We start from the raw sequence: 26,003 nt of genomic DNA on the forward strand, positions 1-26,003 counted from the left end.
GATGTAAAACTTCAAGAAAAAACAGTTGATTTTATCTTTCTAACTTTCTATAATAAGGGAAATACAAATTTATAAATATAAATTTAAATGATTAAATATGCAAAAGGGGGATGAAGGGAATAGCTATGAAGGTTTCAATAATTGGAACAACTGGATATGGAGGAGCGGAATTACTGCGTATTTTATATAGACATCCTGAATTTGAAATTCAATCAATTCATTCAACGAAAGAAGACCTTCCCATTTGGAAGGAATATCCACACCTCTATGATGTATTGGACGAAAAATTGCAAAGCATCAACTCAGAAAAAATTGCGGAACAATCGGACATCGTTTTTCTTGCAACACCATCGGGAATTTCCGGGAAGCTAGCAGCAGATTTCGCTAATAAAGATATAAAAGTAATTGATTTATCAGGAGATTTAAGATTACCTCCTGATACGTATTTGCAATGGTACAAACATGAACCTGTCAATGAAGACTTGACTGTCAAGGCAGTTTATGGGCTGTCAGAATGGTATAAGGAAGAAATTAAAAGGTCATCGTTGATTGCTAATCCAGGATGTTATCCAACATCAGCATTATTAAGTCTTGCACCCGTAGTGAAAGAAAATTTGATTGACCCAGCAAGCATCATAATTGATGCGAAATCAGGTGTTTCTGGTGCTGGAAGATCTTTATCAAGAAATACTAGTTTTTCAGAGGCGAATGAGAACTTCAGAGCCTATAAAGTAAATGAACATCAGCATACACCAGAAATTGAGAAGCAGCTTCTGTTATGGAATAAAGAAATAAAACCAATAACATTTACAACACATCTATTGCCTATTACGAGAGGAATTATGACTACTAGCTATTCTCAATTATTAACAGCTTATACTACTCATCAGTTACTCGAGCTATATAAAGAAATCTATAACGGACATCCATTTGTTAGGATTCGTCCTGAAAACAGCTTTCCATCTGTAAAAGAGGTTGCTGGTTCGAATTATTGTGATATTGGTCTTCATGCTGATCCGAGAACAGGCAGGCTAACAATTATATCAGTCATTGATAATTTGATGAAGGGTGCAGCAGGCCAGGCTGTACAAAATGCAAACATTATGTGTGGCTTTAATGATGAAACAGGACTAGATTTTGTCCCAATGTATCCATAAGGAGGAACGAATAATGCAAGCACTATCCCAAACTGGGTTAATTAATGAAATTGCAGGAGGAAGTATCATTACACCCAAAGGTTATAAAACTGACGGCGTTCATGCAGGTTTAAGATATTCGAAAAAAGATTTAGGAATTATTATTAGTGATGTTCCAGCAAATTGCGGTGCTGTTTATACTACGAGTCAGTTTCAAGCAGCACCATTAATAGTGACACAAGAAAGCATTGCAATAGAGGAAATGATCCAAGCACTAGTAGTGAATAGTGCTTGTGCCAATGCATGTACGGGAGAGCGTGGTATTAGAGATGCATTCCAGATGAGAAATTGGACGGCGGAAAAGTTTGATTTGCCTGAACATTTTGTTGCTGTAGCATCTACAGGTGTCATAGGAGAATATTTAGCAATGGAAAAGATCGACTCAGGAATTCGGAATTTTCAGCCTGTTAATGACTCTACTCACGCGGATGCCTTTCAAACAGCTATTTTAACAACTGATTTAGTGATGAAAAATTGCTGTTATTCAGCAATAATAGACGGCAAATCAGTTGTTATGGGTGGGGCGGCAAAAGGGTCCGGTATGATCCACCCGAACATGGCAACTATGCTTGGATTTATCACTACTGACGCAAATATTGAAAGTAATCACCTTTTAGCTGCACTTAGGGAAGTGACAGATACAACATTTAATCAAATTACAGTTGACGGCGATACATCAACAAATGATATGGTTCTAGTTATGGCTAATGGTTTAAGCGGAAATACATCTCTTACACCTGATCATCCAGATTGGGGTGTATTCTTGCAATTGCTGACACAAAGCTGTGAAAGTCTAGCACAGCAAATTGCGAAAGATGGCGAGGGTGCAACGAAGTTAATTGAGGTTGAGGTTATAGGTGCTGAAACGGATTTAGATGCAAGAAAGGTAGCTAAGCAAATTGTGGGTTCAAATCTTGTCAAAACAGCGATTTACGGTGAGGATGCCAACTGGGGGAGAATCATAGGAGCAATAGGCCAATCGAGTGTCAATATTAATCCTAGTTCTGTAGATATTGCTATCGGTCCTATTGTAATGCTAAAAAATAGTGAACCTCAAACCTTTTCAGAGGAACTGGCTAGTGAGTATTTAAAAAATAAAACAATTCATATTTTTGTAGACTTAAAAAATGGCAAAGGGAATGGGAAAGCATGGGGATGTGACCTATCGTATGATTATGTGAAAATTAACGCAAGTTATCGAACTTAAGGAGGAAATCGCATGAAAACCATTCTAATAAAATGCGGTGGAAGTGTGATGGATAAGCTAGCACCAACATTTTTTGAAAGTCTTAAAGAATTAGAGAGCAACGGGTATCAGCTTATATTTGTGCACGGTGGAGGACCAGATATTAATAGGATGCTTGATTTATTCCAGATTCCACATGAATTTGCAGATGGTTTACGTAAGACAACTGCAAAAGCAATGGAGATTGTGGAAATGGTTTTGTCAGGTCATACAAATAGGAAGCTTGTATCAAACCTTGAATCTACTGGATTAAATGCTTTCGGATTGAATGGCAGTGACAGCAAATTTTTACAGGGGAGATTTATTGATCAAGAGAGGCTTGGTTTTGTTGGTGAAGTAGTGAAAATCAACCTTCGTATAGTGTCTTTGCTTTTACGTGAAAAATATATACCAGTTATTACTCCTATTGCTGTGACTGAAAATGGAATTAAGCTTAATATAAATGCCGATTTTGCTGCTGCAGCAATTGCTAACGCCCTACAAGCCGAAAAATGCATTTTTGTCACAGATGTAGATGGAATTATGATTGATGGCAAGCTAATTCAACAAACCGATACAGCTGAAGTCCAAAGATATATTACTGAAGAAAAAATAACGGGCGGCATGATTCCTAAGGTTAAATCCGCGATATCCGCAATTGAAAAAGGTCTTCATAGTGTGATGATTGTTTCTGGAGAAAAGAAGTTTTTTGAAGGATCAGAATGGATCGGAACAGAAATACTTGCAAAAGAGAGGGTTTTACAATGAGCCATTTATTTCCTACTTATTCACGTTGGGAGATTGAGCCAGATTTCGCCGAAGGCAGCATCATTATTGATAAAGATGGAAAAAGATATATTGACTTTACATCTGGTATTGGTGTTTGCAATCTTGGGCATCGTCCAGAGGCTGTTCATCATGCCGTTAGCAAGCAGCTTATTCGTTTCTGGCATGTCTCAAACTTATTTATTCAAGAAGAGCAGGAAGTGGCTGCAAAGCTATTAGCAGATGCCGCGGAAATGGAATTGGTGTTCTTTGCTAATAGCGGAGCAGAAGCGAATGAAGCAGCAATAAAACTAGCTAGAAAAGCGACTGGTCGAACGAAAATTATTACGTTTCATAACTCCTTTCACGGCCGTACTTTTGCTGCAATGTCTGCAACTGGTCAAGATAAGATCAAAACAGGATACGGACCAATGTTAGAAACATTTATTTATGTTCCTTATAATGATATTGATGCGCTAAAACAAGAAGTGAATTCAGAAACAGCTGCTATTATGGTCGAGATAGTTCAAGGCGAAGGCGGTATTCATATTGGAGAAAGAGAGTTTTTAAGTGAAGTTGAGCATCTATGTAAAGAGTACGGAGCTCTCTTTATCATTGATGAAATCCAAACGGGGATCGGCAGGACCGCCAAACCGTTTGCATTCCAACATTTTCAATTAGCACCGGATATCATTACCTCTGCAAAAGGATTAGGAAATGGATTGCCAATTGGAGCAGTGATTGGGAGGAAGGAACTTGAATCTGTATTCGGTCCCGGAAGCCATGGATCAACATTTGGCGGAAATCCATTATCCATTTCTGCTTCGATTGCAACCATGGAGACCATTTTTTGTGAAGAGTTTTTGAAGCAAGTGGAGCATAAAAGCCAATACCTGCTTGAGAAACTGTCAATTAGTCTTCAATTAATTCCTGAAATATTGGAAATAAGGCAGCTTGGTATGATGATTGGAATTGAAACTATTATTGATTTACCGACACTATTAAAAAAGCTAAGGGAAATGGGATTGCTAGCACTGCCTGCAGGGAATAATGTTGTTCGATTATTGCCCCCATTGACAGTAGTTACTGAGGAAATAGATGAAGCAGTAAACATCATTCAAGAAGCCGTAATTCATTTTTCAAAGACAGCCGTGTAGGCTGATTCTTTTTCATATTTATGCATAAACATGTAGGTAAACAAATAAATATACAAATCATATGAGGTGAAACATGGAAGGATATTTGCATTTGAATAGCGGACAGTGCTTCAAGGGTCGTTGGGCTACAGAACCGCCTAATAAAGACATAATGGGGGAAATCGTATTATTTACAGGTATGACTGGCTATGAAGAGTTACTTACAGATCCTTCTTATGAAGATAAAATTGTTGTCTTTACTTGCCCCATTTTAGGAAATTGTGGCATCACGAAAAATGATTTTTCTTATAAAAGACCTTATTTGGCCGGCATGATTGTTTATGAAGAGTGTTTGTCCCCTTCGCATTACGAGTCTGAATATACGCTTAATGAATATTTGCAGAAGTGGAATATTCCTATGCTTGTTCATATGGATACGAGAGCAATTGCAAAAAAAATTCGGAATCAAGTATCGGCTATTGCGATTATTTCCAGTACAGAACATCAAAAAACAGAGAAAAGGAGTGTGGTTGGGTATGCCTAAAGACCCCAGTATTCACTCGATTCTAGTAATTGGATCAGGTCCGATTGTAATTGGCCAGGCAGCGGAATTTGATTATGCTGGGACACAGGCATGTGCAGCTCTTAAGGAAGAGGGCTATAAAGTCATTCTTGTTAATAATAACCCTGCAACCATTATGACTGATCAAACATTTGCAGATCAAATATATTTTGAGCCCTTAACGGTTGATAGCTTGGAAAAAATTATTGAAAAAGAAAGACCAGATGGACTTCTAGCTACATTAGGTGGTCAAACAGGTTTAAATTTGGCTTTTCAGCTAAATAAAGAAGGAATTTTAGATCGCTATAAAATAATGCTTCTTGGAAGTTCAATAGAATCAATAAAGAATGGAGAGGATCGCGAGGCCTTTCGAAAGCTAATGAAGGTACTTGGAGAACCAGTGCCTGAAAGCGAAATCGTTCACGATATAGAAAATGCTCTAACTTTTGCAAATGAAATAGGCTTTCCTATTATCGTGCGTCCTGCCTATACACTTGGGGGAACAGGAGGAGGCATTGCCAATAACGAACATGAGCTAATCTCACTCGTTCAAGGAGGCTTAAGTGAAAGTGCAATTCATCAATGCTTGATCGAGAAAAGCATCGCTGGATTTAAAGAAATAGAGTTTGAAGCGATGAGGGACTCACAAAATAATTGTATTACCATCTGTAATATGGAGAATATTGATCCAGTAGGAATTCATACTGGTGATTCCATTGTAGTAGCCCCCACGCAAACACTAACACATGAAGAAGTTCACATGCTAAGATCTGCATCCATTAAAATTATCTCGGCTCTAGGGATTATTGGCGGATGTAATATTCAATTCGCCTTGGATCCATTTAGTAAAAAATATTATTTAATTGAGGTTAATCCAAGAGTTAGTCGCTCTTCAGCTCTTGCTTCAAAGGCAACTGGATATCCAATTGCACGTATAGCCACGAAGCTAGCAGTCGGATACACATTATCAGAAATAATCAATCCATTTACAGGCCAGACATTTGAGAATTTTGAACCTGAGCTTGATTATGTCGTCGTGAAATTTCCAAAGTGGACATTTGATAAATTTCCTTCTGCTGATCGCAAGCTTGGAACACAGATGAAGGCAACTGGAGAAGTGATGGGAATTGACAGAAATTTTGAGAGGGCTCTATTAAAAGCTGTCCATTCTCTTGAACTTCACTCCAGTGACTTAAAAATGCCTGATATAACCAATAAAACAAATGATCAATTAGAGTTTCTTCTTGCACAGCAAACAGATGAAAGATTTTTTATTATATTTGAGCTAATCAGACGTGGATATACATTACAGGATTTACATGAAAAAACGAAAATCGATTATTTATTCCTGCGATCCTTTAGGCAATTAGTAAAATTAGAAAATCAAATCTCCTCACTTTCTCTGTTAAAGGTTACGAATGAGGAACTGCAGCTTTTCAAGGAAAAAGGTTTTAGTGATAACTATTTAGCGTATGAATGGAAAGTGACGGAAAAGGAAATAAGGAATTTGCGAAAAATTCATGGAGTTCTTCCGGTATATAAATCAGTCGATTCATGCGCTGGAGCTTATGAGACTGAATCTAATTATTTTTATTCGAGCTATTTTGGGGAAAATGAACAAGTAAAAAGTGAGAATAGGAAAGTGCTTATTATTGGCAGCGGGCCAATACGAATTGGCCAAGGAATTGAATTTGACTACTGTTCCGTTCAAGGTGTATTTGCTTTGAAAGAAGAAGGTATAGAAACAATCATGATCAATAATAATCCAGAAACGGTCAGTACGGATTATACAACAGCAGATCGCCTCTATTTTGAACCACTTACAATTGAAGCGATATTAAATGTGATCGAAGCGGAAGGTATTACAGAAGTTATTGTACAGCTTGGTGGTCAAACAGCATTGAATCTTGCTGCAGAGATTGAGGAATATGGAATTTCATTATTAGGAACGAACTCAAAAACGATTGATATCCTCGAAGATAGAAAAAGTTTTTACCAATTGCTTGATGAACTTAAGATTCCACATATTGAGGGAGAAATTGCTTTTTCTAAAGATGAGCTGACAAAGGCTGTTCAAAAAATTGGGTTTCCTATATTAGTTCGCCCGTCCTATGTTATTGGCGGTAGAGGGATGGAGTTAATGAACAGCCAATACGAGTTCGAACAATATCTTCAAAAAGGAAATATTTCATATCCAATTCTTGTAGATAAATTCCTTCATGCTTTAGAAGCTGAACTCGACCTAGCAGCAGATGGGAAAAATATCTGTGTTCCAGCTATCATGGAGCATATTGAAAAAACAGGCGTCCATTCTGGTGATAGTATGTCCGTTTTGCCACCGATTAATCTATCAAAAAAAGCTCAAGATAAAATGGTTAATTATGGTAAAATTATTGTTCAAAAGCTACAATACAAAGGTCTTATGAATATCCAATTTATCATACAGGGTGATAAAGTTTATTTATTGGAAATAAATCCTCGTGCAAGTAGAACTGCACCCATTATTAGTAAGGTAAGCAATGTTCCACTTGTTCAAATTGCGACAAAGATATTGCTCGGGAAATATCATTTGTCGAAAGATATATTGCCTTTTGATAAGAAGTGGGAATTTATATGTGTTAAATACCCTGTTTTTTCCAATTACGCATTAAAGGGGCTTGATTCGAAAGTAGGACCAGAAATGAAATCAACAGGGGAAGGAATATCAATAGCATCTAGCTTTAACGAAGCAATGAGAAAATCCTTTCATACTACCATAAACCAAAAAGAAATCACGAAAGTTATCATTGCTGATGTAGAAGAAAAGAATGAGTTATCATCGCTTGCTATTCAATCTGGAATCATCCCAGTGCATACAAAAACGATGGATCAAACTATAACTGAAAATGAAACGATTGTCCTCTATAATCCAAATCAAAGTGATGAAGACATTAAAATGAGAGAGATTGCTGTTAGGAATCGGCTTCTTACGTTTACTGAAAAGGAAACATTTATTGCATTATTGCAATCAATGAAAATAAAGGATTGGGACGTTCGTTCCATTCATGATTGGCAAGAAAAAATAAGTAAAAGTTTAATTTAAAGGGAGTGAAGACATTTTGATTTCAATTCAAGCTGATGAAAACAAAATAAATATAAAAGGTAAGAATTTTTTAACATTAGCTGATTTTTCCCCTGAGGTTATTAATGGCTTACTATTAAAAGCAAAAAAGCTAAAAAGTGCGTCTTTACTTGGATATCATTCTACACCTCTGAAAGGAAAAATATTGGGAATGATTTTTGAGAAATCTTCGACACGAACAAGAGTATCATTTGAGGCAGGTATGCTTCAATTAGGCGGTAATGCCTTATATTTAAACAGTCAAGACTTGCAATTAGGAAGAGGAGAGTCTATTGCTGATACAGCTAAGGTGCTCTCACATTATGTTGATGCGATTATGATTCGCACCTTTTCCCATCATACAATTGAAGAACTTGCCTACCATGCAACAGTTCCAGTCATTAATGGTTTAACAGATCTATTTCACCCATGCCAGGCACTTGCAGATTTATTAACTCTTCAGGAGAAAAAAGGCGATCTTCCTGGATTAAAGCTTGTATATGTAGGTGATGGAAATAATGTGGCTCATTCCTTAATGATTGCTGCTTCAAAAATAGGCATGGACATTACGATTGCCTGTCCTGTTGGTTATGAGCCTAAAAAAGAAATTGTGAAGACGGCGAAGGAATTTGCTACTGGAAGCGGTTCTAACGTGACGATTACAAACAATGCTGCAGAAGCTGTGAATGGCGCAGACGCTATTTATACGGATGTCTGGACAAGTATGGGGCAGGAATCAGAAAACAAACAGAGACTAAAGGTTTTTTCAAGCTTTCAAGTAAATGAAAGTCTTGTACAAAATGCGAAAGATGACTTCATTTTTCTTCATTGTTTGCCTGCTCACAGAGGGGAAGAAGTATCAGCAGATGTCATTGATGGACCAAATTCAGCTGTTTTTCAACAGGCTGGAAATAGACTTCATGTGCAAAAAGCACTTCTATCAGAAATAATGTAGAATGTTTGAAAAGTCAATAAAGAATGGAAAAAGATGTTTTCATGATGATTTTTGAACTTGGAAATAATATTAGTAATAAAGGAGGGGCATAAACTATGGGACAAAATCGACAATTTAGACCTGGACAGAAAGCGCCTAATAATGGAGTTTATATTGAAGTTGGGGAAACAGGAAGCAATGTAAACAATCCACAAATGATTAGGCTAAAAGCAGGGGACCGGTTTCCAGAAAACGCAAATCACAATCGTGTTTGGACGTATCAAAGAAAGCCGTAAAGTGAAACTTTAATCAGTGGGGGTTTTCTTCATCCCCTACTGATTATTAGTTGAACCAATCGGGCATTTACGGGCAGTTTATCTCCCACCTAACTTCTTTGCTTTCGCTGAATTTTGAGGTGGGAGTATTACTGCCCGTTAATGCGGGATAAAAAAGAAAAGTGAAAGTATTTACAAAAATGAATGAACTTACATTGGCCATCCTTTTATGGGTGGCCTTACATATGCTATAATATACACAAAGGTCAAAAAAGGTCAGAATCATTATCTAGCTTTGAGCGCCAGCTTTTTAAAAAGGAGGAAAAGCATGGATATTAACAAAATGACAGAACGGATGCAGGATGGCTTCATGACTGCGCAAAATATTGCTATCCGAGAGCATCATCAAGAGGTAGACGACGTCCACTTATTTTTAGCACTTTTAGAACAAGACAATAGTTTGATGACATCAATTCTGCAAAAAATACATGTTTCGACTGACAAATTAGTTAGTGATCTGCAGCAGCTTTTAAGAAAAAAACCGCAAGTATCTGGTACTGGGATTGAGCAAGGAAAGCTGTATATTACAGGGAATCTACAACGGATATTAGCTGAAGCAGATTCAATCATGAAGGATCTTGGTGACGATTACCTCTCAGTTGAACATATTTTACTTGCCGCTATTTTATCAAAATCAGACGTTGCGGATATTTTAAAGCAAATAGGTGTGAATAGGGAAACGCTGGAGCTAGCAATTAAAGATATAAGGGGGAATCAAAGAGTGGCATCTCAAAATCCAGAAGCTACATATGATTCATTAAAAAAATATGGCAGGGATTTAGTCGCAGAAGTAAAGGCTGGAAAGGTTGATCCTGTAATAGGAAGGGATAGTGAAATCAGGAATGTAATCAGAATTCTTTCAAGAAAAACAAAGAATAATCCAGTATTAATAGGAGAGCCTGGTGTTGGTAAAACTGCGATAGTGGAAGGATTGGCTCAAAGAATTGTACGTAGAGATGTGCCTGAAGGATTAAAGGATAAAACAATTTTTTCTCTTGATATGAGCGCCCTAATAGCTGGAGCGAAATTTAGAGGGGAATTTGAAGAGCGCCTCAAAGCTGTTTTAAATGAAATTAGAAAAAGTGAAGGACGAATTCTTCTATTTATTGATGAGATTCATACCATTGTAGGAGCAGGGAAAACAGAAGGAGCCATGGATGCGGGAAATATGCTGAAGCCTATGCTCGCTCGAGGTGAACTACATTGTATCGGTGCGACTACATTAGATGAGCATAGAAAATACATTGAAAAGGATCCTGCGTTAGAAAGGCGATTTCAGCAAGTACTCGTTCAGGAGCCAAATGTGGAGGATTCCATTTCCATTTTGAGAGGATTAAAAGAAAGATATGAAATCCATCATGGAGTAAATATTCATGATCGGGCCTTAGTTGCTGCAGTTACATTATCTGACAGATACATTTCTGATCGATTTCTTCCAGATAAGGCCATTGATTTAGTTGACGAAGCATGTGCAATGATCAGAACAGAAATTGATTCAATGCCTTCAGAGTTAGATGAAGTGACGAGAAGAGTTATGCAGCTTGAAATTGAAGAAGCGGCATTGAGGAAAGAAAGTGACGAGGCAAGTAAATCAAGGCTGTTGTCCTTACAAAAGGAATTGGCAGAACAAAAGGAAAAAGCTTATACAATGAAGGCCAAATGGCAGCTTGAAAAAGAAGGTATTCAAAAGGTGCAAGAAAAAAGAGAGATACTTGAAAAAATGCGCCGTGAGCTTGAAGAAGCAGAAAATGAATATAATTTAAATAAAGCTGCAGAGCTCCGTCATGGAAAAATTCCTGCACTAGAAAAAGAATTAAAACAGCTTGAGCAGGAAGTGAATGAGAATGAAGGGGAAAGACTATTAAGAGAAGTAGTAACGGAAGAAGAAATTGCTAATATCGTCGCAAGATGGACAGGTATTCCCGTTGTTAAGCTTGTGGAAGGTGAACGAGATAAGCTTTTACGATTAGAAAGCATCTTGCATGAACGTGTTATTGGGCAAGATGAAGCGGTTCAGCTTGTTTCTGATGCAGTCCTTCGTGCAAGAGCGGGAATCAAAGATCCAAACCGTCCAATCGGTTCATTCATTTTTCTTGGCCCAACAGGTGTAGGGAAGACGGAGCTAGCGAAGGCGTTAGCACAAAGCCTGTTTGATAGTGATGAACAAATGATTCGCATCGATATGTCTGAATATATGGAGAAGCATGCTGTTTCAAGATTGATTGGTGCCCCTCCAGGATATGTTGGATACGAAGAGGGCGGCCAGTTGACTGAAGCGGTCCGCAGGAAGCCATATTCGGTTATATTGCTAGATGAAATTGAAAAGGCTCATCCTGAGGTTTTTAATATTCTCCTACAAATGCTTGATGATGGAAGAATTACGGACTCACAAGGAAGAACGGTAGACTTTAAAAATACAGTCATCATCATGACCTCTAATATTGGGTCACAATTCCTGCTTGAACGCGTTAGTGTAGAAGAACATATAAATGAAGAAACTCGGAATAAAGTGATGGGGCATTTACGAGGTCACTTCCGTCCAGAGTTTTTAAATAGAGTAGATGAGATCATTTTATTCAAGCCTCTTTCTATAAATAATATTAAAGAGATTGTTGCAAAGCTAATCGATCAGCTCCAAGCTCGATTATCTGATCAACATATTCAATTAAATATTACAGATGATGCAAAAGTTTTTATTGCTGAAAATGGATTTGATCCAATCTATGGTGCAAGACCGTTAAAACGCTATATTCAAAGAAATGTCGAAACGATATTGGCTAAAAAAATCATTGCTGGGCAAATTAAAGATAATTCTGAAGTTAATATTTCAATCGATAACGGTGAAGTCGACTTGAGCATTCATGAAAAAAAGTCATCCTGAGAATCAGGATGACTTTTTACTAGCTTCAAAAGGAACTAGTACTTTTCATTGTCTAAATCCAGCGCCTTCGGAACAATCTGAACTTTGATTGTTGCAAAGGGGATTACGAATTTCTTAATGTAAACCCTCTTTTTCAGTTGGTCCAGCAGGAATTATGGAAGTTACAACAAAAATTAAAAGTGTTAATGCTACTCCAAGTATAGAAGCAGTTTTAAAATCATAAGAAACAGCAATCATTGAACTAACAACGTAAGTTACCATTTGAACAAGTAGAAAAGTCCAGAAAAATGTCCAAAAGAATCTCATCTTTCTCACCTCAACATTTTAAAATCCCTTATCATATTACCATATGGTGCATAATTAATAAACGTCTATACTGAAATTGATATTAACTTTATGCAATTTTTTGGATAAAGTCCAATTTCATGCTGAATTAAACTAAAGCCTCCTACGGATGCCACAGATGACACAGATATTATAAGGAGAGTAATCAAGCAAGCTCGAATCAAAATCGGGATAAAATTACCCATAGGGGTAAATAATCAGATAGTTTCTATGAAAATTTAGGCAAATCCCCGTTCATTTTATGTGAACCTTCATACATTATTATGAACTATGGCGTAAAGGAGTAAATAAAAATGGAAAGCCGGAACTTTAAATTGGATACCGAGTGGAATATGATCCATTATCCTAATAAGCCAAATGGTTTCGGTATCCTAATCATCGGTGATGAAAAGCACTTTGTAACTGATAAAGGAAGTTTTTGGACACAGAACGAGGGGAAAATAGAGTTATTGAAAAAATTTAAAGAATCGGGCTATACGATTTTTTATTCCAATTTATATGGAAAGAATTGGGGGAACGATAAGGCAGTAAGATTAGCAAGAAGATTGTATGAGCATGTGATTCGTTCGGAAATTTTAAATGGAAAAATTCATTTGCTTGCAGAAGGAATGGGGGCATTAATTGCTTTAAAATTAATGGATGAAATGGGTCCCGGTTTTATTCGCACATGTGTATTAATAAACCCAATTATATCCCTTAAAGACCATTTGGAAATGGAAAAAGAGCATAAATTTTTTTATAAAAACTTATTAAAAGAAATTGCCACTGCATTTCAAATAGATTTACCGAAAGTTGAAAATGAAATAAAGAACAAAAAGGAATGTTTTGAGGATACAGGGAATATACCAGTAAGAATCATTCATATTTTGTCAAATGCAAGGACATATAACCAATCTAAACATATAAAGAGTCTATTAGAAAAATGGAAGGAAAAAGAGCCTCCTGTATCCATTTGCTTCTTATTGCCTGAAAAAAAGCAATCCATTGGTTTCCAAATCGTTCATTTTATGAAAAAAAATGAAATGACATTATAATCATTCTCATATGCTGAAATCAAATAAGAAATAATTAAATGTGATGAAACATAGGATACTCTTTAGAATGGTATGGGGGGATTTTTTTGGACAGTGCAGTTATCATTGGAGCATTCGAATTTTTAGGATTTCATTTTTGTCAGACTTTATTAGAGAGGGGATACGAAGTAACAGGAGTTCATTTAGATAATGGTGAGGATGATGCAATTCTAATAGAAAAACGCTTGGAAATAGGAAGGAATGCAAACTTTAAAGAAGAAGCATTTTCAGACTGGCTAAACTGTGACAGCATTAGTGAACAAACACTAATCCTTATAGATTTTTATGACTATTTCATCAATCGCCATACTGATTTTTTCGAAAAACTCCATTTGCTTGAAACCTATTTAATAAATAACGAAAAAAATATAATAGAAACAGATTCACGAGTTGTTTCCCTTCTACCTGTTCAATGGCTTCAACAAATGAGTGACAAAATCGATCATATCCTTCAAAAAGAAGCTATCAGTCATCGTATCTATCTCCCTTCCATATATGGTCCATGGCAATCAAGCGCATTTATATTTCAGCAATACTTATTAAAAAGCATGATTCCTGATACAAGGATTTCAATAAATGATCGTGAATGGTTCCACGATACACTATACATTGAAGATATTGTAGATCCTATTTTAATGTTGGCGGAAAAAACGTCAGCTTCTAGTATTCTTAAAAGTGAGGATCCAAATCATTGGAGGAAATGTGCAGATTACCTTTCTATTCCCAATGAGGAAGATAAATTTAAACATCACAATGGGACACTTAATACCACGCATATAAATATAATAATAGTTAAAAGTCATTTCCTTTTTTCAGAAGGAATAGAAAAACAAAAACGGCATTTAAAGTTATTGCAAGCAGGACGAATATGAAGGATAGGAAAAAAGTCTTTTCAAATTTTGCTTATTAAGGGTAGAATAAAAAGTGTTGGATGAATATGGTGAAATGAAAATATTATGCGGCTATTACGGAGAGGCGGATCAAAGGGAGATGCAAAAATTATTTGCACAATTTGGGATTCTTCTTTTATGCCTTCTTTTATTGGCCTCCTGTGGACAAGCAATGTCTTCAGGTAATCTTAAGAAAGCAGGCTTACTAATCCCTGATACTATTAATGATCAGGTGTGGGGAACAACGGGCTATAAAGGAATGTTAAAGATTCAATCCCACCATAATATAGATGTTTACTATAAAGAGGGCATGAATTCACAATTGGTTGTGGAACGTGCTGTTAAAGAATTTGACCAGAAAGGTGTTAACATCATTTTCGGTCATGGAAATGAATATGCGGAATATTTTAATGAAATTTCTCCAAAGTATCCAAATATTCATTTTGTTAGCTTCAACGGAAATGCTGAAAACTCGAATACAACAAGTTTAAATTTTGAAGCATATGCAATGGGTTTTTTTGGCGGAATGATCGCTGGACATATGACAAAAACAGACACCGTTGGAATCATCGCTGCTTATGAGTGGCAGCCTGAAATCGAAGGCTTTTACGAAGGAGCAAATTTTGAGAATAAAAACGTTAATGTCATAATTGAATATGTTGGTAATTGGGATAATGTTAAAAAGGCGATTGAACTTTTGGATAAAGTACTTGCAAAAGGTGTAGATGTTGTTTATCCAGCAGGGGATGGCTATAATGTTCCCGTTATTGAAGAGGTCAAAGAAAAAGGACACTATGCTATTGGGTATATATCGGACCAATCAGATCTTGGAAAATCTGCAGTATTAACAAGTACGGTGCAGCATGTAGATGTTCTATATGAATTAGTGGCAGATATGTTTGATAAAGGGGAACTAAAATCTGGAAATCTTTCATTCGATTTTCAAGATGATGTCATCACTTTAGGAAAATTTAGTTCTGACGTGGATCAAGAGTTTATTGAAAAAATAAATAAAGCAATTGAAGATTATAAAAAAACGGGAAAACTACCAAACGAATAATGCAACTTTTGAGGAGGTAAAATTACTATGCAATCAACAGATAAAACAATGGAATTTATGCAAATTGCGATGAAACATTTACCTGAAGCAAAACAACAATTAGAAAATGCGGGTATTGAATTATCATTAGATATGATTCAGCCCTTCATGAACCTTTTTACTAAGGTTATGAACGAGGCCTATGAAATGGGCAAGGCAGATGCTCTTGCTGATAAGGAATAGAATGAACCGGTCTTTTCGAGGAAGGCCGGTTTTTTATCGCAGATTAACGGGCAGTAAGACCCCCACTTCAAGGTTACGAGAGAATCAAAGAAACCTAAGTGGGGATCAACTGCCCGTAAAGGCCCGACGACGGACACGATGTCCTAGTCAGGCGAAAGCCACAGGACGTGGCGTTTTGAGCGTGATTGGTTCAACTAACCATCAGCGGGGGATGGAAGCCGACTAAGAACGCCACGTCCTGTGGCAACGTCGGCACTAGCACGTCCTGTGCGTCGAAAAACCCACACTGATGGAAGTTTCACTTTATGAATTTTTTCTTAAAATTTGGTCTATAGGGACTAACTTTATGATACAAGGATTACAGAATTGACGAGAATAGCAATTTTGTTCATCAGTTCAGCAATATTAATGTTGGTGGTGACCAATTAATTATTTAAATTTCGATCAATCTATGTTGTTTGTTTTGGTAAATGTATGCAGCAAAATGATTGAAAGTAAAGAGAGTAATGGTTGCGAACTAACCTATTAATTTGATAAAATTAGTACCAAGTCATAATAATTGATAATAAAATAGAAAAAATGCTTAATTAAAATAGCTTGTCTCGAACAGGAATCAGAATAAGGAAAAGGGAGTGGCTCAATGAATGCAGGAATTTTAGGAATGGGCAGATGTCTGCCTGAGAAAATTCTCACTAATCAAGATTTAGAAAAAATGGTTGAAACTTCAGATGAATGGATTAGGACGAGAACAGGTATCGAAGAAAGAAGAATTGCAGATGATGACACAAATACATCGGATCTTGCATATGAAGCTGCTAAAAACGCTTTAGCTAACGCGAACATTTCTCCTGAAGATATTGATTTAATCTTGGTTGCAACTGTAACATCAGATCATCCGTTTCCATCCGTTGCGTGCTTCCTTCAGGAGAGGTTAGGTGCATTTAATGCTGCAGCGATGGACATTAGTGCTGCATGCGCAGGCTTCATGTATGGTATGATTACAGCAAAACAATTTATTGAAACGGGAGCTTATAAACATATCTTAGTTGTGGGTGTCGAAAAGCTTTCAAGAATTACGGATTGGGAAGACCGAAATACAGCTGTTTTATTTGGGGATGGTGCAGGGGCAGCGATTATTGGTCCGGTTTCGGAAGGAAGAGGAATTCTTTCTTTTGAACTTGGTGCAGATGGAACAGGAGCAAAGCATTTATATCAGGACGAATACATCATTATGAACGGTCGTGAAGTTTTTAAATTCGCAGTCCGTCAAATGGGAGAAAGCTGTATCCATGTTTTAGAAAAAGCTGGCCTTTCAAAAGAAGATGTTGATTTACTCATCCCTCATCAGGCGAATATTCGCATTATGGAAGCTGCTAGACAACGGCTTGAACTGCCAGAGGAGAAAATGTCAAAGACAGTTCATAAATATGGAAATACTTCCTCGTCTTCAATTCCAATTGCACTTGTTGAGGAGTTGGAAGCTGGTAAAGTAAAGGATGATGATTTAATCGTTATGGTTGGCTTCGGCGGCGGCTTGACATGGGGAGCCATTGCCTTACGATGGGGAAGATAATAACATTATTCATAAAAAATTAATGATTACTAACTAGATGGCAAAGGAGATATTATGAGCATGAATAAAAGAAGAGTCGTCATTACAGGTATTGGAGCTGTAACACCGCTTGGAAATGACGCTGAAACAACTTGGAAAAATGCTTTAGCTGGAGTAAGTGGAGTCGGTCCATTGACACGGTTGAATGCAGATGAATATCCTGCTAAGGTTGCTGCAGAGGTAAAGGATTTTAATGCAGAATTATTTATCGATAAAAAAGATGCTAGAAAGATGGATCGCTTTACTCATTATGCAGTTGCTGCCTCATTAATGGCGGTGAAAGATGCAAATTTAACGATTAATGAAGAAAACGCACATCGCATCGGTGTATGGATTGGCTCTGGGATCGGTGGTATGGAGACGTTTGAAAATCAATATGAGACATTTCTAAATCGAGGATACAGAAGAGTAAGCCCATTCTTTGTTCCCATGATGATTCCTGATATGGCAACAGGGCAAGTATCTATTACGTTAGGGGCTAAAGGATTTAACTCTTGTACAGTTACTGCATGTGCAACAGGAACAAATTCTATTGGTGATGCATTTAAAGTAATCCAGCGTGGGGATGCAGATGCGATGGTATCAGGTGGAGCTGAAGCACCAATTACGAAAATGTCGGTTGCAGGATTCTGTGCAAATACAGCCCTTTCTACAAATCCTGATCCGAAAACGGCAAGCCGTCCATTTGATAAAAATAGGGATGGATTTGTCATTGGAGAAGGTGCAGGAATCGTTGTTTTAGAAGAACTAGAGCATGCCCTTGCACGAGGTGCAAAAATTTATGCCGAGATTGTCGGTTACGGTGCAACAGGTGATGCTTACCATATTACTGCTCCGGCACCTGCAGGAGAAGGCGGGGCAAGAGCTATGAATATGGCCATTCAAGATGGTAACTTAAAGCCGGAGGAAATTGATTATGTGAATGCCCATGGCACGAGCACCGGCTATAATGACAAATATGAAACATTAGCGATTAAGGAAGTATTCGGTGAGCATGCTTATAAACTTGCGGTAAGTTCAACAAAATCAATGACTGGCCACCTTCTAGGTGCAGCTGGCGGCGTCGAAGCTATTTTTACAGTTTTAGCTTTGAAGGAAGGTGAATTGCCGCCAACCATTAACCATGAGACACCAGATCCTGAATGTGATTTGGATTATGTTCCAAACGAATCGAGAAAGAAAGAAATAAAAGCGGCTTTAAGTAATTCATTAGGATTTGGCGGACATAACGCAACAATTGTATTTAAAAAATACGAATAATAACCTGATAAGATGGGGTTGTCTCTAAGTCGATTTATCGACTTAGAGACAACCCTTTTGTGTTTCGTTTGCCTTTAGATGTTATGCTCCATTTCGGTAGTACTATTTTTGGCCTTATTTTCAAGAACGGAAGAAATAAAACCACATAAACTAGAATGAAAGAATTTGTTTGCATGCATGGCAAATCGAATAGGTGGTGGTTTCTTTGGGGTAGTTCGAACAGATAAATGGCTTGAAGAGGATTTCAATAATCCCATTAAAATCTGTGAAAGACTATTGAAAGTATTTTCAGAGGAAGAAGGTAAATCAGGTGCTATATACCAATATTTAAAGAAATTTGGAATGTACAAACCTAATAGGAGAAGCTTTGAATGCTTCGAGCAGCTTAAAAGAAGGGATTATTGGGGAAAGGCAGAAAGGATTTTGCGGAAATACGAGAAAAAATGGCGAGGTCCTAATATTCCAGTATACATTTTTCCGATTGAAGGGAAAAATTCTATTTTTTCTAAGACTCATAATTATAAGTCAGGCGTAGCTTTTAAAGATAAACTATTCCTATTTATATCACCATTTGATGATGATAGGGAACTAGAAGCTCTTTTTGTACACGAATACCACCATGTTTGCAGGCTTCATCATCTTAAAAAAAATAATGAGGCATTTACATTGCTCGACTCGATCATATTAGAAGGACTTGCTGAACATGCTGTAGAGGAGTGCTGTGGGGAAAAGTATAAGGCAAAATGGTGTAATTATTATTCTAGAAAAGATATTTTATATTTTTGGGAAAGGTATTTGAAGCCGAAAATTAAGATAAAACAGAATTCCCAACTCCATGATGAAATTCTATTCGGAAAAAAATATTACCCAAAAATGCTTGGATACTCTTCGGGTTATGAAATCGTTTCCATGTACAAGGAGGAGACTGATTTTACATTAAAAGATTCTTTTCTTTTTCCGTCTGAACGCTTTATAACGGGCTTAAAAAATAATAATCATCCAAATAATGTTTGAATTAGGCTGGGTAGTCCATCTATCCAGCCTATTCTTGTACACGGATGGTGTACAAATAAATATAATAATTAGTAAATTCTAATAAGATTGATTTTTAACAAAAACTAGAATATTTTAAAAAATTCTTGAATTCGTAATCTTTCTGTAATAATATACAATTAAATAATCAATAAATTCCAATTAAGATAATATTTTATAATTTTGTTAAAAGATATTTTCGAATATTATTAAGGCTCTTTTCAGATTTAATAAGTAATAGATTCTGATATAAAAGCAGCAAATTGCGAAAATAGCCTTTATTTTTGAAATGAACGGAGGGCATTATGACAGCATTATTAGAAGTAAAAAACTTAAAAACATATTTTAAGAAGAAGAAAGTAAATATTCCTGCCGTTGATGGTGTTGATTTGAAAATAAATAAGGGTGAAACAGTAGCACTTGTAGGGGAATCAGGTTCTGGAAAAAGTATAACCTCCCTCTCAATAATGCGTCTAATTCCCAGTCCGCCAGGGGAAATTGTAGACGGGGAAATTCTTTTCGACGGAAAAGACATTGTAAAGCTTACGGAAAATGATATGTGTAAAATCCGTGGAAATGATATATCGATGATTTTTCAAGAACCAATGACATCACTAAATCCTGTTTTGACGATAGGTGAGCAGATTATTGAAGTTCTTATGTATCACCAAAAAATGTCAAAAAGCACAGCCAGAAATCGAGCAATCGAAATGCTTGAATTAGTAGGATTTTCTCGGGCGAAAGCGCTCATCGATGATTATCCTCACCGTCTTTCAGGAGGTATGAGACAGCGCGTTATGATTGCGATTGCAATGAGCTGTAATCCAAAGCTGTTAATTGCTGATGAGCCAACTACTGCTCTGGATGTAACCATTCAAGCTCAAATACTAGATTTAATGAAAGATTTAAGTAAGAAATCTGATACATCCATCCTAATCATTACACATGACCTCGGTGTTGTTTCAGAAGTGGCTGATCGGGTTGTCGTCATGTATTGTGGCCAAGTAGTGGAGGAGGCATCAGTTGATGATTTATTTGATGAACCTCTGCATCCATATACCACAGGATTAATGGGATCCATTCCATCACTCGATGGCGATGTGGAACGCCTCTATTCTATTGAAGGAACAGTCCCGCCACCTGAGCACTTCCCGGTAGGCTGCCGTTTCGCACCGCGCTGCCCGCATGCGTTTGATCGTTGTCGAAATGAAGACCCTTCATTAATTACAATAAAAGGATCACGATCAGTCCGCTGCTTTTTACACGGTGATAAGGAGGCAACATTATGAGCGTAACAACAGCTGAAGGTATGAACGAGCAAGCATACAAAAAAGAATCAGACTATATATTAGAAGTGAAAGACTTAAAAAAACATTTCCCTATAAAAGCAGGCTTTTTACAGAAGACTGTTGGATCTATTAAAGCTGTTGATGGTTTAAGCTTTAACGTTAAAAGAGGAGAAACAATCGGGATCGTTGGTGAATCTGGTTGTGGAAAATCGACAGCTGGACGAACACTCATCCGGCTTTACGAACCAACTAGTGGAGAGATTATTTTTAAGGGTCGGAATATTGCGAAGATGAGTGAAGGTGAACTTCGCCGTTCAGTACGTAAAGACATTCAAATGATTTTCCAGGATCCATATGCCTCTCTTAATCCGAGGAAGACATTGAAAGCGATTTTAACCGAACCAATGATCACACATAGTTTATATAGGCCAAGAGAAAGGATGGAAAAGCTTAACGAACTACTTGAAAAAGTAGGGTTTAATCCATTATTCATTAATCGCTATCCTCACGAGTTTTCTGGTGGACAAAGACAAAGGATTGGAATAGCGCGTGCTCTGGCACTGAATCCAGATTTAATTATCGCGGATGAGCCTGTTTCCGCACTTGATGTATCTATCCAGGCCCAAATTATTAACTTAATGGAAGATTTACAGGAGGATTTTAGATTAACCTATGTGTTTATCTCGCATGACTTAAGTGTTGTCCGTCATATTAGCGACAGGGTAGGGGTTATGTATTTAGGGAAAATGATGGAATTTGCCAGTAAAAAAGATTTGTATGAAGATCCACTGCATCCGTATACGCAGGCTCTTATGTCCGCTGTACCTGTTCCAAAGAAAAAAGGGGTACAGGCTAGAGAAAGAATTATCTTAAAAGGGGACTTACCAAGCCCGGCAAATCCGCCTCAAGGGTGTGTCTTCCATACTCGTTGTCCTGCAGCAACGGAAATATGCAGTCAAATGGTTCCGGAATATAAGGAATTAAAAAAGGATCATTTTGTTGCGTGTCATTTATATTAACATTCTTTTATTAAATGCTCTTCATTTTTATGGAGAAAGGCATTTAGTATATAAAAATCTTTGAAGGGGGGCGGTGAATTCAGTAGTACGTTCTCTGAAAAAAGGATTTTGATTTAACAAATAAACATAAGGGGGAAAATCAATGAAAAAACCAGCATGGTTACTATTGAGCTTAATGCTAGTATTATCAATGTTTTTAGCCGCATGTTCCGGCGGAGGAAAAACAAATACGACTGAATCACCAAAAGGAGAAACAAAAGGTACTGAAAAAGAAGAAACAAAAAATGAAGGTCCTGTACAAGGTGGAGATCTTGTAATCGGTTCAACTGGAGCACCAACTATGTTTAATCCTTTATATTCAAATGATGCTTCAAGCTCTGATATTGAAGATATGATTTTTAGTCAATTAATGGGTTCAGATATTGGACTTAATACTGTAAAAGAAGGCAATTTAGCAGAAACATATGAAGCTTCAGAAGATGGATTAGAATTTACAATTAAAATTGTTGAAAACGCAAAATTCCATGATGGCGAGCCATTAGATGCGGATGACGTTGTATTTACTTACAACATTCCATTAAGCCCAGACTATGATGGTGTTCGTAAATCCTATTTCGAAAACATCGAAAAAGTAGAAAAAATTGATCAATATACAGTTAAATTTACGTTAAAGCAAGTAGATGCACAGTTCCCAGTTGTGAGCCTTGGATTTGGAATTCTTCCTGAACACATTTTAAAAGATGTACCGATTGCTGATTTGGGAGAACATGAATTTAATACAAAAAATCCTATTGGTTCTGGTCCATTTAAATTTTCTGAGTGGAAAGATGGCGAGTATGTAAAGGTCGTTGCTAATGATGATTATTTTGATGGTCGTCCATACTTAGATTCTGTTACTTACAAGCTAGTTCCAGATGCAAACGCAATCCTTGCTCAGCTGCAAGCAGGAGACATCGACTATTATGCTGGTATTCCACAGCCTGATGTTCCAACAGTAGAAAGCTATGCAGATGCTGCAGGCCTTCGCTTAGAATCAGGATTAGCACTTTCTTACACTTATCTTGCATTTAACCAACGAGACGATAAGTTCAAGGATAAAAAAGTCCGCCAAGCGATAACACATGCAATTGACCGTAAAGCAATTGTTGAGCATGTAATGGCTGGACTTGGCGAGGTTGCACATGTTCCAGAAAGTCCATTAAGCTGGGCTTACAATCCAGATGTGCCTAAATTTGAATACGATGTAGAAAAAGCGAAGAAAATGTTAGAAGAAGAAGGCTGGAAGCCTGGTGCTGACGGCATCCTTGAAAAAGATGGAAAGAAATTCTCTGTTGAAGTTAAAACAAACCAAGGAAACAAAGTGCGTGAAGATATCGTAGTTATTCTTCAAAAACAATTAAAAGAAGTTGGCATTGAAATTAAGCCGCAAATCGTTGAATTTAGTTCTTTAATCGCTGATATCGATCCTGGTGTATGGAATTTCGAAGCTATCGTTTTAGGCTGGAGCTTAGGTATTGATCCAGATCCAAGTGGCATTTTCCATACGAAAGAAATTGAAAAAGGTCTAAACTTTACTGGCTACTCAAATCCAGAAATTGATGTTCTAATGGATGAGCAGCTTAAAGAGCTTGACAAAAATAAGCGTAAAGAAATGATTGGAAAAATCCAAGCGCTTCTTGCTGAAGATCAACCATATACATTCTTATACTATCCGAAAGAATTCCGTGCAATGCCTAAGAATCTAGAAGGCTACGAATTCCATCCGAAAGCTCAAATGTACAATATCCACAAATGGTGGTTAAAGCCTGAATAATGGATAATTAATCATGAAAAAGTAAGGGATTGTTTACCCTTCCCTTACTTTTTTATTCTTAATATTCTTACATTAATTTCTGAAAATTCTACAGGTTACTTTCTTATAGCCATGTATTTTAATATACGCAAAATTTATTGAGAGGGAGAATAGACGATGGTCTCATACATTTTCAGACGAACACTAATGGCTATTCCCTTGTTGCTTGGAATTACCATATTATCCTTTGCCATTATTAAGGCAGCACCTGGGGGACCGGTTGCCATGCTAATGGACCCGAAAATGAAAGCATCGGATAGGGAGAAATTTGAAGAAAAATATGGGTTGAACGATCCCGTATATGTTCAATACTTCAAATGGCTTGGAAATATGGCAAAAGGCGATTTTGGGGAGTCTTTAATTAAACGAGGAACCCCTGTAAGTGAGCTAATTCTAAATAGACTTCCCAATACTTTACTATTGATGACTGTTTCGTTTTTGCTGGCTGTTTTAATTGCAATTCCAATTGGAATTTATTCAGCGATGCGACCCTACTCGCCGCTTGATTATACGTTTACAGTTGGGTCATTTCTAGGGGTTGCAACACCAAACTTTTGGTTTGGCTTAATATTAATTATGTTTTTCTCAGTAACGCTAGGCTGGTTCCCAACAGGTGGAGTAGCGACATTGAATGCACCGTTTAGTCTATGGGATCGTATTCATCATTTAATTCTCCCGGCATTAGTTCTGGCGACAGCCGATTTGGCAGCTTTAACACGCTATACGAGATCCTCGATGCTGGATGTTTTGAAGCAGGATTATATTCGTACAGCCAAGTCAAAAGGTTTTAAAGAGAAGAAAGTAGTAATAAAGCATGGAATTCGCAATGGAATGATTCCAATTATCACACTTTTTGGTTTAATGCTTCCATCCTTCATAGGAGGAGCAGCCATTACAGAAAAGGTTTTTGCATGGCCTGGTCTTGGTCAATTGTTTATTGATTCTGCGTTTCAGCGCGACTATCCAGTTATAATGGCGCTTACTGTGATTTCAGCTGTATTTGTCGTCATTGGAAATTTACTTGCAGATATTTTATACGCGATTTTCGATCCGCGTATTGAATATTAAGGAGGGGTTATTAGTGTCACAGATCAATATGGAAGTATCGCAAAAAGATTTACAACTTAACCCCAATTTAAAAAGCAAACCGGATACATTAACGAGAATATTTTTTCAGAAATTTACGAAAAACAAGCTAGCTGTAATAGGATCCATTGTATTATTTATTATCATCATGTCAGCAGTCCTTGCTCCTTGGATTGCGCCATATAAATTTGAGGATATTAATTTATTGGACAAGCTTAAACCGCCAAGCAAGGAGTATTGGCTTGGCACTGACCGTTACGGCAGGGATATTTTTACCCGACTTCTTTACGGCGGACGAATATCCTTACTTGTAGGTTTCTGTTCAGTTGCAGGTGCACTTATTATTGGGGTGAGTGTCGGGGCAGTAGCCGGATACTTCGGCGGAATCGTTGATGCGATTTTAATGAGATTAGTAGATATTGTTATTTCTATTCCAAGTATCTTTTTATTAATCACTGTCGTTACTATTTTTAAACCAAGTGTTGCTAATTTAATTCTTATATTTGCTTTAATAAGCTGGACATCTACCGCTCGTCTGGTGAGGGGGGAGTTTCTATCATTAAGAACGAGAGAGTTTGTGCTCGCATCGAAAACGATAGGGACGAAATCTTATAAAATTATCTTTAGTCATATTTTACCTAATGCAATGGGGCCAATCATTGTTTCAGCTACCTTGCTAGTTGGTTCAGTTATTCTATCAGAGGCGGCACTAAGTTATTTGGGACTAGGAATTCAACCTCCGACTCCAAGCTGGGGAAATATGCTTGAAGATGCTCAAAACTACACGGTTATGTTAAAAGCGCCTTGGTATCCATTCTTCCCGGGATTACTTATTCTCCTAACAGTTTTATGCTTTAATTTTATCGGAGATGGACTTCGGGATGCGCTCGATCCAAAAACAATTGAATAAAAATATTTTAACAATTATCAAACGTGAAAAATAATTTTTATTAAAACTACCTGTGGGGTATGAGTTCAAAATTTTGATTCGTATTTAGGGATCATTTTCTGAATCATGCAGCCGCAGTTTTTTTTTATTCTATAAAGCATCTAGATAGAGAAATGTCTAGCTCCAGCACTTACCTACCCTCTACAATCATAAACCAATATTCCCCAAAAGTTAAAGTAC

The 26,003-nt window shown here is 37.1% G+C and carries 22 protein-coding genes; 21 read left to right on the forward strand and 1 reads right to left on the reverse strand.

Annotated elements, in window-relative coordinates; all coding sequences use genetic code 11:
- The first annotated feature begins 125 nt into the window (after window positions 1-125).
- The 9 genes from argC (at window position 126) to clpB (ending at window position 12,134) form a co-directional block, all read left to right on the forward strand.
- A complete protein-coding gene (gene argC / locus KHA94_RS01305; protein ID WP_213100361.1) occupies window positions 126-1,157 on the forward strand; it encodes an N-acetyl-gamma-glutamyl-phosphate reductase in 1,032 nt (343 codons plus the stop codon).
- A 13-nt stretch (window positions 1,158-1,170) separates the two neighbouring features.
- Complete coding sequence (argJ, locus tag KHA94_RS01310; RefSeq protein ID WP_213100362.1) at window positions 1,171-2,403, forward strand: bifunctional ornithine acetyltransferase/N-acetylglutamate synthase; 1,233 nt, start codon at window positions 1,171-1,173, stop codon at window positions 2,401-2,403.
- A 12-nt stretch (window positions 2,404-2,415) separates the two neighbouring features.
- Window positions 2,416-3,189 carry an acetylglutamate kinase gene (gene argB, locus KHA94_RS01315; RefSeq protein WP_213100363.1) on the forward strand — a complete coding sequence of 258 codons (774 nt, stop codon included), beginning with the start codon at window positions 2,416-2,418 and terminating at the stop codon, window positions 3,187-3,189.
- Entirely contained in the window at window positions 3,186-4,343 is a 1,158-nt protein-coding gene (locus KHA94_RS01320) for an acetylornithine transaminase (protein ID WP_213100364.1), read from the forward strand. Before argB ends, KHA94_RS01320 begins: the two co-directional genes overlap by 4 nt.
- 73 nt (window positions 4,344-4,416) lie before the next feature.
- Entirely contained in the window at window positions 4,417-4,866 is a 450-nt protein-coding gene (locus KHA94_RS01325) for a carbamoyl-phosphate synthase domain-containing protein (RefSeq protein WP_213100365.1), read from the forward strand.
- Entirely contained in the window at window positions 4,859-7,966 is a 3,108-nt protein-coding gene (locus KHA94_RS01330) for a carbamoyl phosphate synthase large subunit (RefSeq protein ID WP_213100366.1), read from the forward strand. The genes KHA94_RS01325 and KHA94_RS01330 overlap by 8 nt, the downstream gene beginning before the upstream one ends.
- A gap of 16 nt (window positions 7,967-7,982) precedes the next feature.
- Window positions 7,983-8,939: an ornithine carbamoyltransferase gene (gene argF / locus KHA94_RS01335; RefSeq protein ID WP_213100367.1), complete on the forward strand. Its 957-nt coding sequence runs from the start codon at window positions 7,983-7,985 to the stop codon at window positions 8,937-8,939.
- Between the two features lie 95 nt (window positions 8,940-9,034).
- Window positions 9,035-9,214: a YjzC family protein gene (locus tag KHA94_RS01340; RefSeq protein WP_213100368.1), complete on the forward strand. Its 180-nt coding sequence runs from the start codon at window positions 9,035-9,037 to the stop codon at window positions 9,212-9,214.
- 307 nt (window positions 9,215-9,521) lie between these two features.
- Complete coding sequence (gene clpB / locus KHA94_RS01345; RefSeq protein ID WP_213100369.1) at window positions 9,522-12,134, forward strand: ATP-dependent chaperone ClpB; 2,613 nt, start codon at window positions 9,522-9,524, stop codon at window positions 12,132-12,134.
- 114 nt (window positions 12,135-12,248) lie between these two features.
- Here the strand turns inward: clpB and KHA94_RS01350 are convergent, their stop codons facing one another.
- Window positions 12,249-12,440: a DUF2929 family protein gene (locus KHA94_RS01350; RefSeq protein WP_213100370.1), complete on the reverse strand. Its 192-nt coding sequence runs from the start codon at window positions 12,438-12,440 to the stop codon at window positions 12,249-12,251.
- A 332-nt stretch (window positions 12,441-12,772) separates the two neighbouring features.
- On the opposite strand from KHA94_RS01350, the gene KHA94_RS01355 reads away from it, so the two are divergent.
- From KHA94_RS01355 to opp4C, 12 genes are all read left to right on the forward strand, one after another.
- Window positions 12,773-13,513 (forward strand): hydrolase, encoded by a 741-nt coding sequence (locus tag KHA94_RS01355; protein ID WP_213100371.1) that lies wholly within the window; start codon window positions 12,773-12,775, stop codon window positions 13,511-13,513.
- An 86-nt stretch (window positions 13,514-13,599) separates the two neighbouring features.
- Window positions 13,600-14,424 carry a Rossmann-fold NAD(P)-binding domain-containing protein gene (locus tag KHA94_RS01360; protein ID WP_213100372.1) on the forward strand — a complete coding sequence of 275 codons (825 nt, stop codon included), beginning with the start codon at window positions 13,600-13,602 and terminating at the stop codon, window positions 14,422-14,424.
- Window positions 14,425-14,542: 118 nt separating this feature from the next.
- Window positions 14,543-15,502 (forward strand): BMP family ABC transporter substrate-binding protein, encoded by a 960-nt coding sequence (locus KHA94_RS01365; RefSeq protein WP_213101241.1) that lies wholly within the window; start codon window positions 14,543-14,545, stop codon window positions 15,500-15,502.
- Window positions 15,503-15,529: 27 nt separating this feature from the next.
- Window positions 15,530-15,724, forward strand: coding sequence for a ComZ family protein (locus tag KHA94_RS01370; RefSeq protein WP_213100373.1), 195 nt, complete (start codon window positions 15,530-15,532; stop codon window positions 15,722-15,724).
- A 640-nt stretch (window positions 15,725-16,364) separates the two neighbouring features.
- Window positions 16,365-17,297 carry a beta-ketoacyl-ACP synthase III gene (locus tag KHA94_RS01375; RefSeq protein WP_213100374.1) on the forward strand — a complete coding sequence of 311 codons (933 nt, stop codon included), beginning with the start codon at window positions 16,365-16,367 and terminating at the stop codon, window positions 17,295-17,297.
- Window positions 17,298-17,357: 60 nt separating this feature from the next.
- Window positions 17,358-18,596 (forward strand): beta-ketoacyl-ACP synthase II, encoded by a 1,239-nt coding sequence (fabF, locus tag KHA94_RS01380; RefSeq protein WP_213100375.1) that lies wholly within the window; start codon window positions 17,358-17,360, stop codon window positions 18,594-18,596.
- A 165-nt stretch (window positions 18,597-18,761) separates the two neighbouring features.
- Window positions 18,762-19,610, forward strand: a complete 849-nt coding sequence (locus tag KHA94_RS01385) for a DUF2268 domain-containing putative Zn-dependent protease (RefSeq protein ID WP_249365263.1) — start codon at window positions 18,762-18,764, stop codon at window positions 19,608-19,610.
- A gap of 323 nt (window positions 19,611-19,933) precedes the next feature.
- Entirely contained in the window at window positions 19,934-20,917 is a 984-nt protein-coding gene (locus tag KHA94_RS01390; RefSeq protein ID WP_213100376.1) for an ABC transporter ATP-binding protein, read from the forward strand.
- Between the two features lie 20 nt (window positions 20,918-20,937).
- Window positions 20,938-21,936, forward strand: a complete 999-nt coding sequence (locus KHA94_RS01395; protein ID WP_213101243.1) for an ABC transporter ATP-binding protein — start codon at window positions 20,938-20,940, stop codon at window positions 21,934-21,936.
- Between the two features lie 142 nt (window positions 21,937-22,078).
- Window positions 22,079-23,749 (forward strand): peptide-binding protein, encoded by a 1,671-nt coding sequence (locus tag KHA94_RS01400; RefSeq protein WP_213100377.1) that lies wholly within the window; start codon window positions 22,079-22,081, stop codon window positions 23,747-23,749.
- A gap of 156 nt (window positions 23,750-23,905) precedes the next feature.
- Window positions 23,906-24,856, forward strand: a complete 951-nt coding sequence (locus KHA94_RS01405; RefSeq protein ID WP_213100378.1) for an ABC transporter permease — start codon at window positions 23,906-23,908, stop codon at window positions 24,854-24,856.
- Window positions 24,857-24,884: 28 nt separating this feature from the next.
- Entirely contained in the window at window positions 24,885-25,784 is a 900-nt protein-coding gene (gene opp4C, locus KHA94_RS01410; protein ID WP_213101244.1) for an oligopeptide ABC transporter permease, read from the forward strand.
- Window positions 25,785-26,003: the final 219 nt, after the last annotated feature.

Origin of the sequence: Cytobacillus citreus (genome assembly GCF_018343665.1) — a bacterium.
Taxonomy (GTDB): domain Bacteria; phylum Bacillota; class Bacilli; order Bacillales; family Cytobacillaceae; genus Cytobacillus; species Cytobacillus citreus.

Coding starts and splice junctions, on each gene's coding strand:
- KHA94_RS01365 (WP_213101241.1), top strand. CDS start 14,543: ATGCAAAAATTATTTGCACAATTTGGGATTCTTCTTTTATGCCTTCTT.
- clpB (WP_213100369.1), top strand. CDS start 9,522: ATGGATATTAACAAAATGACAGAACGGATGCAGGATGGCTTCATGACT.
- KHA94_RS01325 (WP_213100365.1), top strand. CDS start 4,417: ATGGAAGGATATTTGCATTTGAATAGCGGACAGTGCTTCAAGGGTCGT.
- KHA94_RS01390 (WP_213100376.1), top strand. CDS start 19,934: ATGACAGCATTATTAGAAGTAAAAAACTTAAAAACATATTTTAAGAAG.
- KHA94_RS01395 (WP_213101243.1), top strand. CDS start 20,938: ATGAACGAGCAAGCATACAAAAAAGAATCAGACTATATATTAGAAGTG.
- KHA94_RS01355 (WP_213100371.1), top strand. CDS start 12,773: ATGGAAAGCCGGAACTTTAAATTGGATACCGAGTGGAATATGATCCAT.
- argB (WP_213100363.1), top strand. CDS start 2,416: ATGAAAACCATTCTAATAAAATGCGGTGGAAGTGTGATGGATAAGCTA.
- argJ (WP_213100362.1), top strand. CDS start 1,171: ATGCAAGCACTATCCCAAACTGGGTTAATTAATGAAATTGCAGGAGGA.
- KHA94_RS01320 (WP_213100364.1), top strand. CDS start 3,186: ATGAGCCATTTATTTCCTACTTATTCACGTTGGGAGATTGAGCCAGAT.
- opp4C (WP_213101244.1), top strand. CDS start 24,885: ATGGAAGTATCGCAAAAAGATTTACAACTTAACCCCAATTTAAAAAGC.
- KHA94_RS01375 (WP_213100374.1), top strand. CDS start 16,365: ATGAATGCAGGAATTTTAGGAATGGGCAGATGTCTGCCTGAGAAAATT.
- KHA94_RS01340 (WP_213100368.1), top strand. CDS start 9,035: ATGGGACAAAATCGACAATTTAGACCTGGACAGAAAGCGCCTAATAAT.
- KHA94_RS01370 (WP_213100373.1), top strand. CDS start 15,530: ATGCAATCAACAGATAAAACAATGGAATTTATGCAAATTGCGATGAAA.
- KHA94_RS01330 (WP_213100366.1), top strand. CDS start 4,859: ATGCCTAAAGACCCCAGTATTCACTCGATTCTAGTAATTGGATCAGGT.
- fabF (WP_213100375.1), top strand. CDS start 17,358: ATGAATAAAAGAAGAGTCGTCATTACAGGTATTGGAGCTGTAACACCG.
- KHA94_RS01405 (WP_213100378.1), top strand. CDS start 23,906: ATGGTCTCATACATTTTCAGACGAACACTAATGGCTATTCCCTTGTTG.
- KHA94_RS01400 (WP_213100377.1), top strand. CDS start 22,079: ATGAAAAAACCAGCATGGTTACTATTGAGCTTAATGCTAGTATTATCA.
- KHA94_RS01350 (WP_213100370.1), bottom strand. CDS start 12,440: ATGAGATTCTTTTGGACATTTTTCTGGACTTTTCTACTTGTTCAAATG.
- argC (WP_213100361.1), top strand. CDS start 126: ATGAAGGTTTCAATAATTGGAACAACTGGATATGGAGGAGCGGAATTA.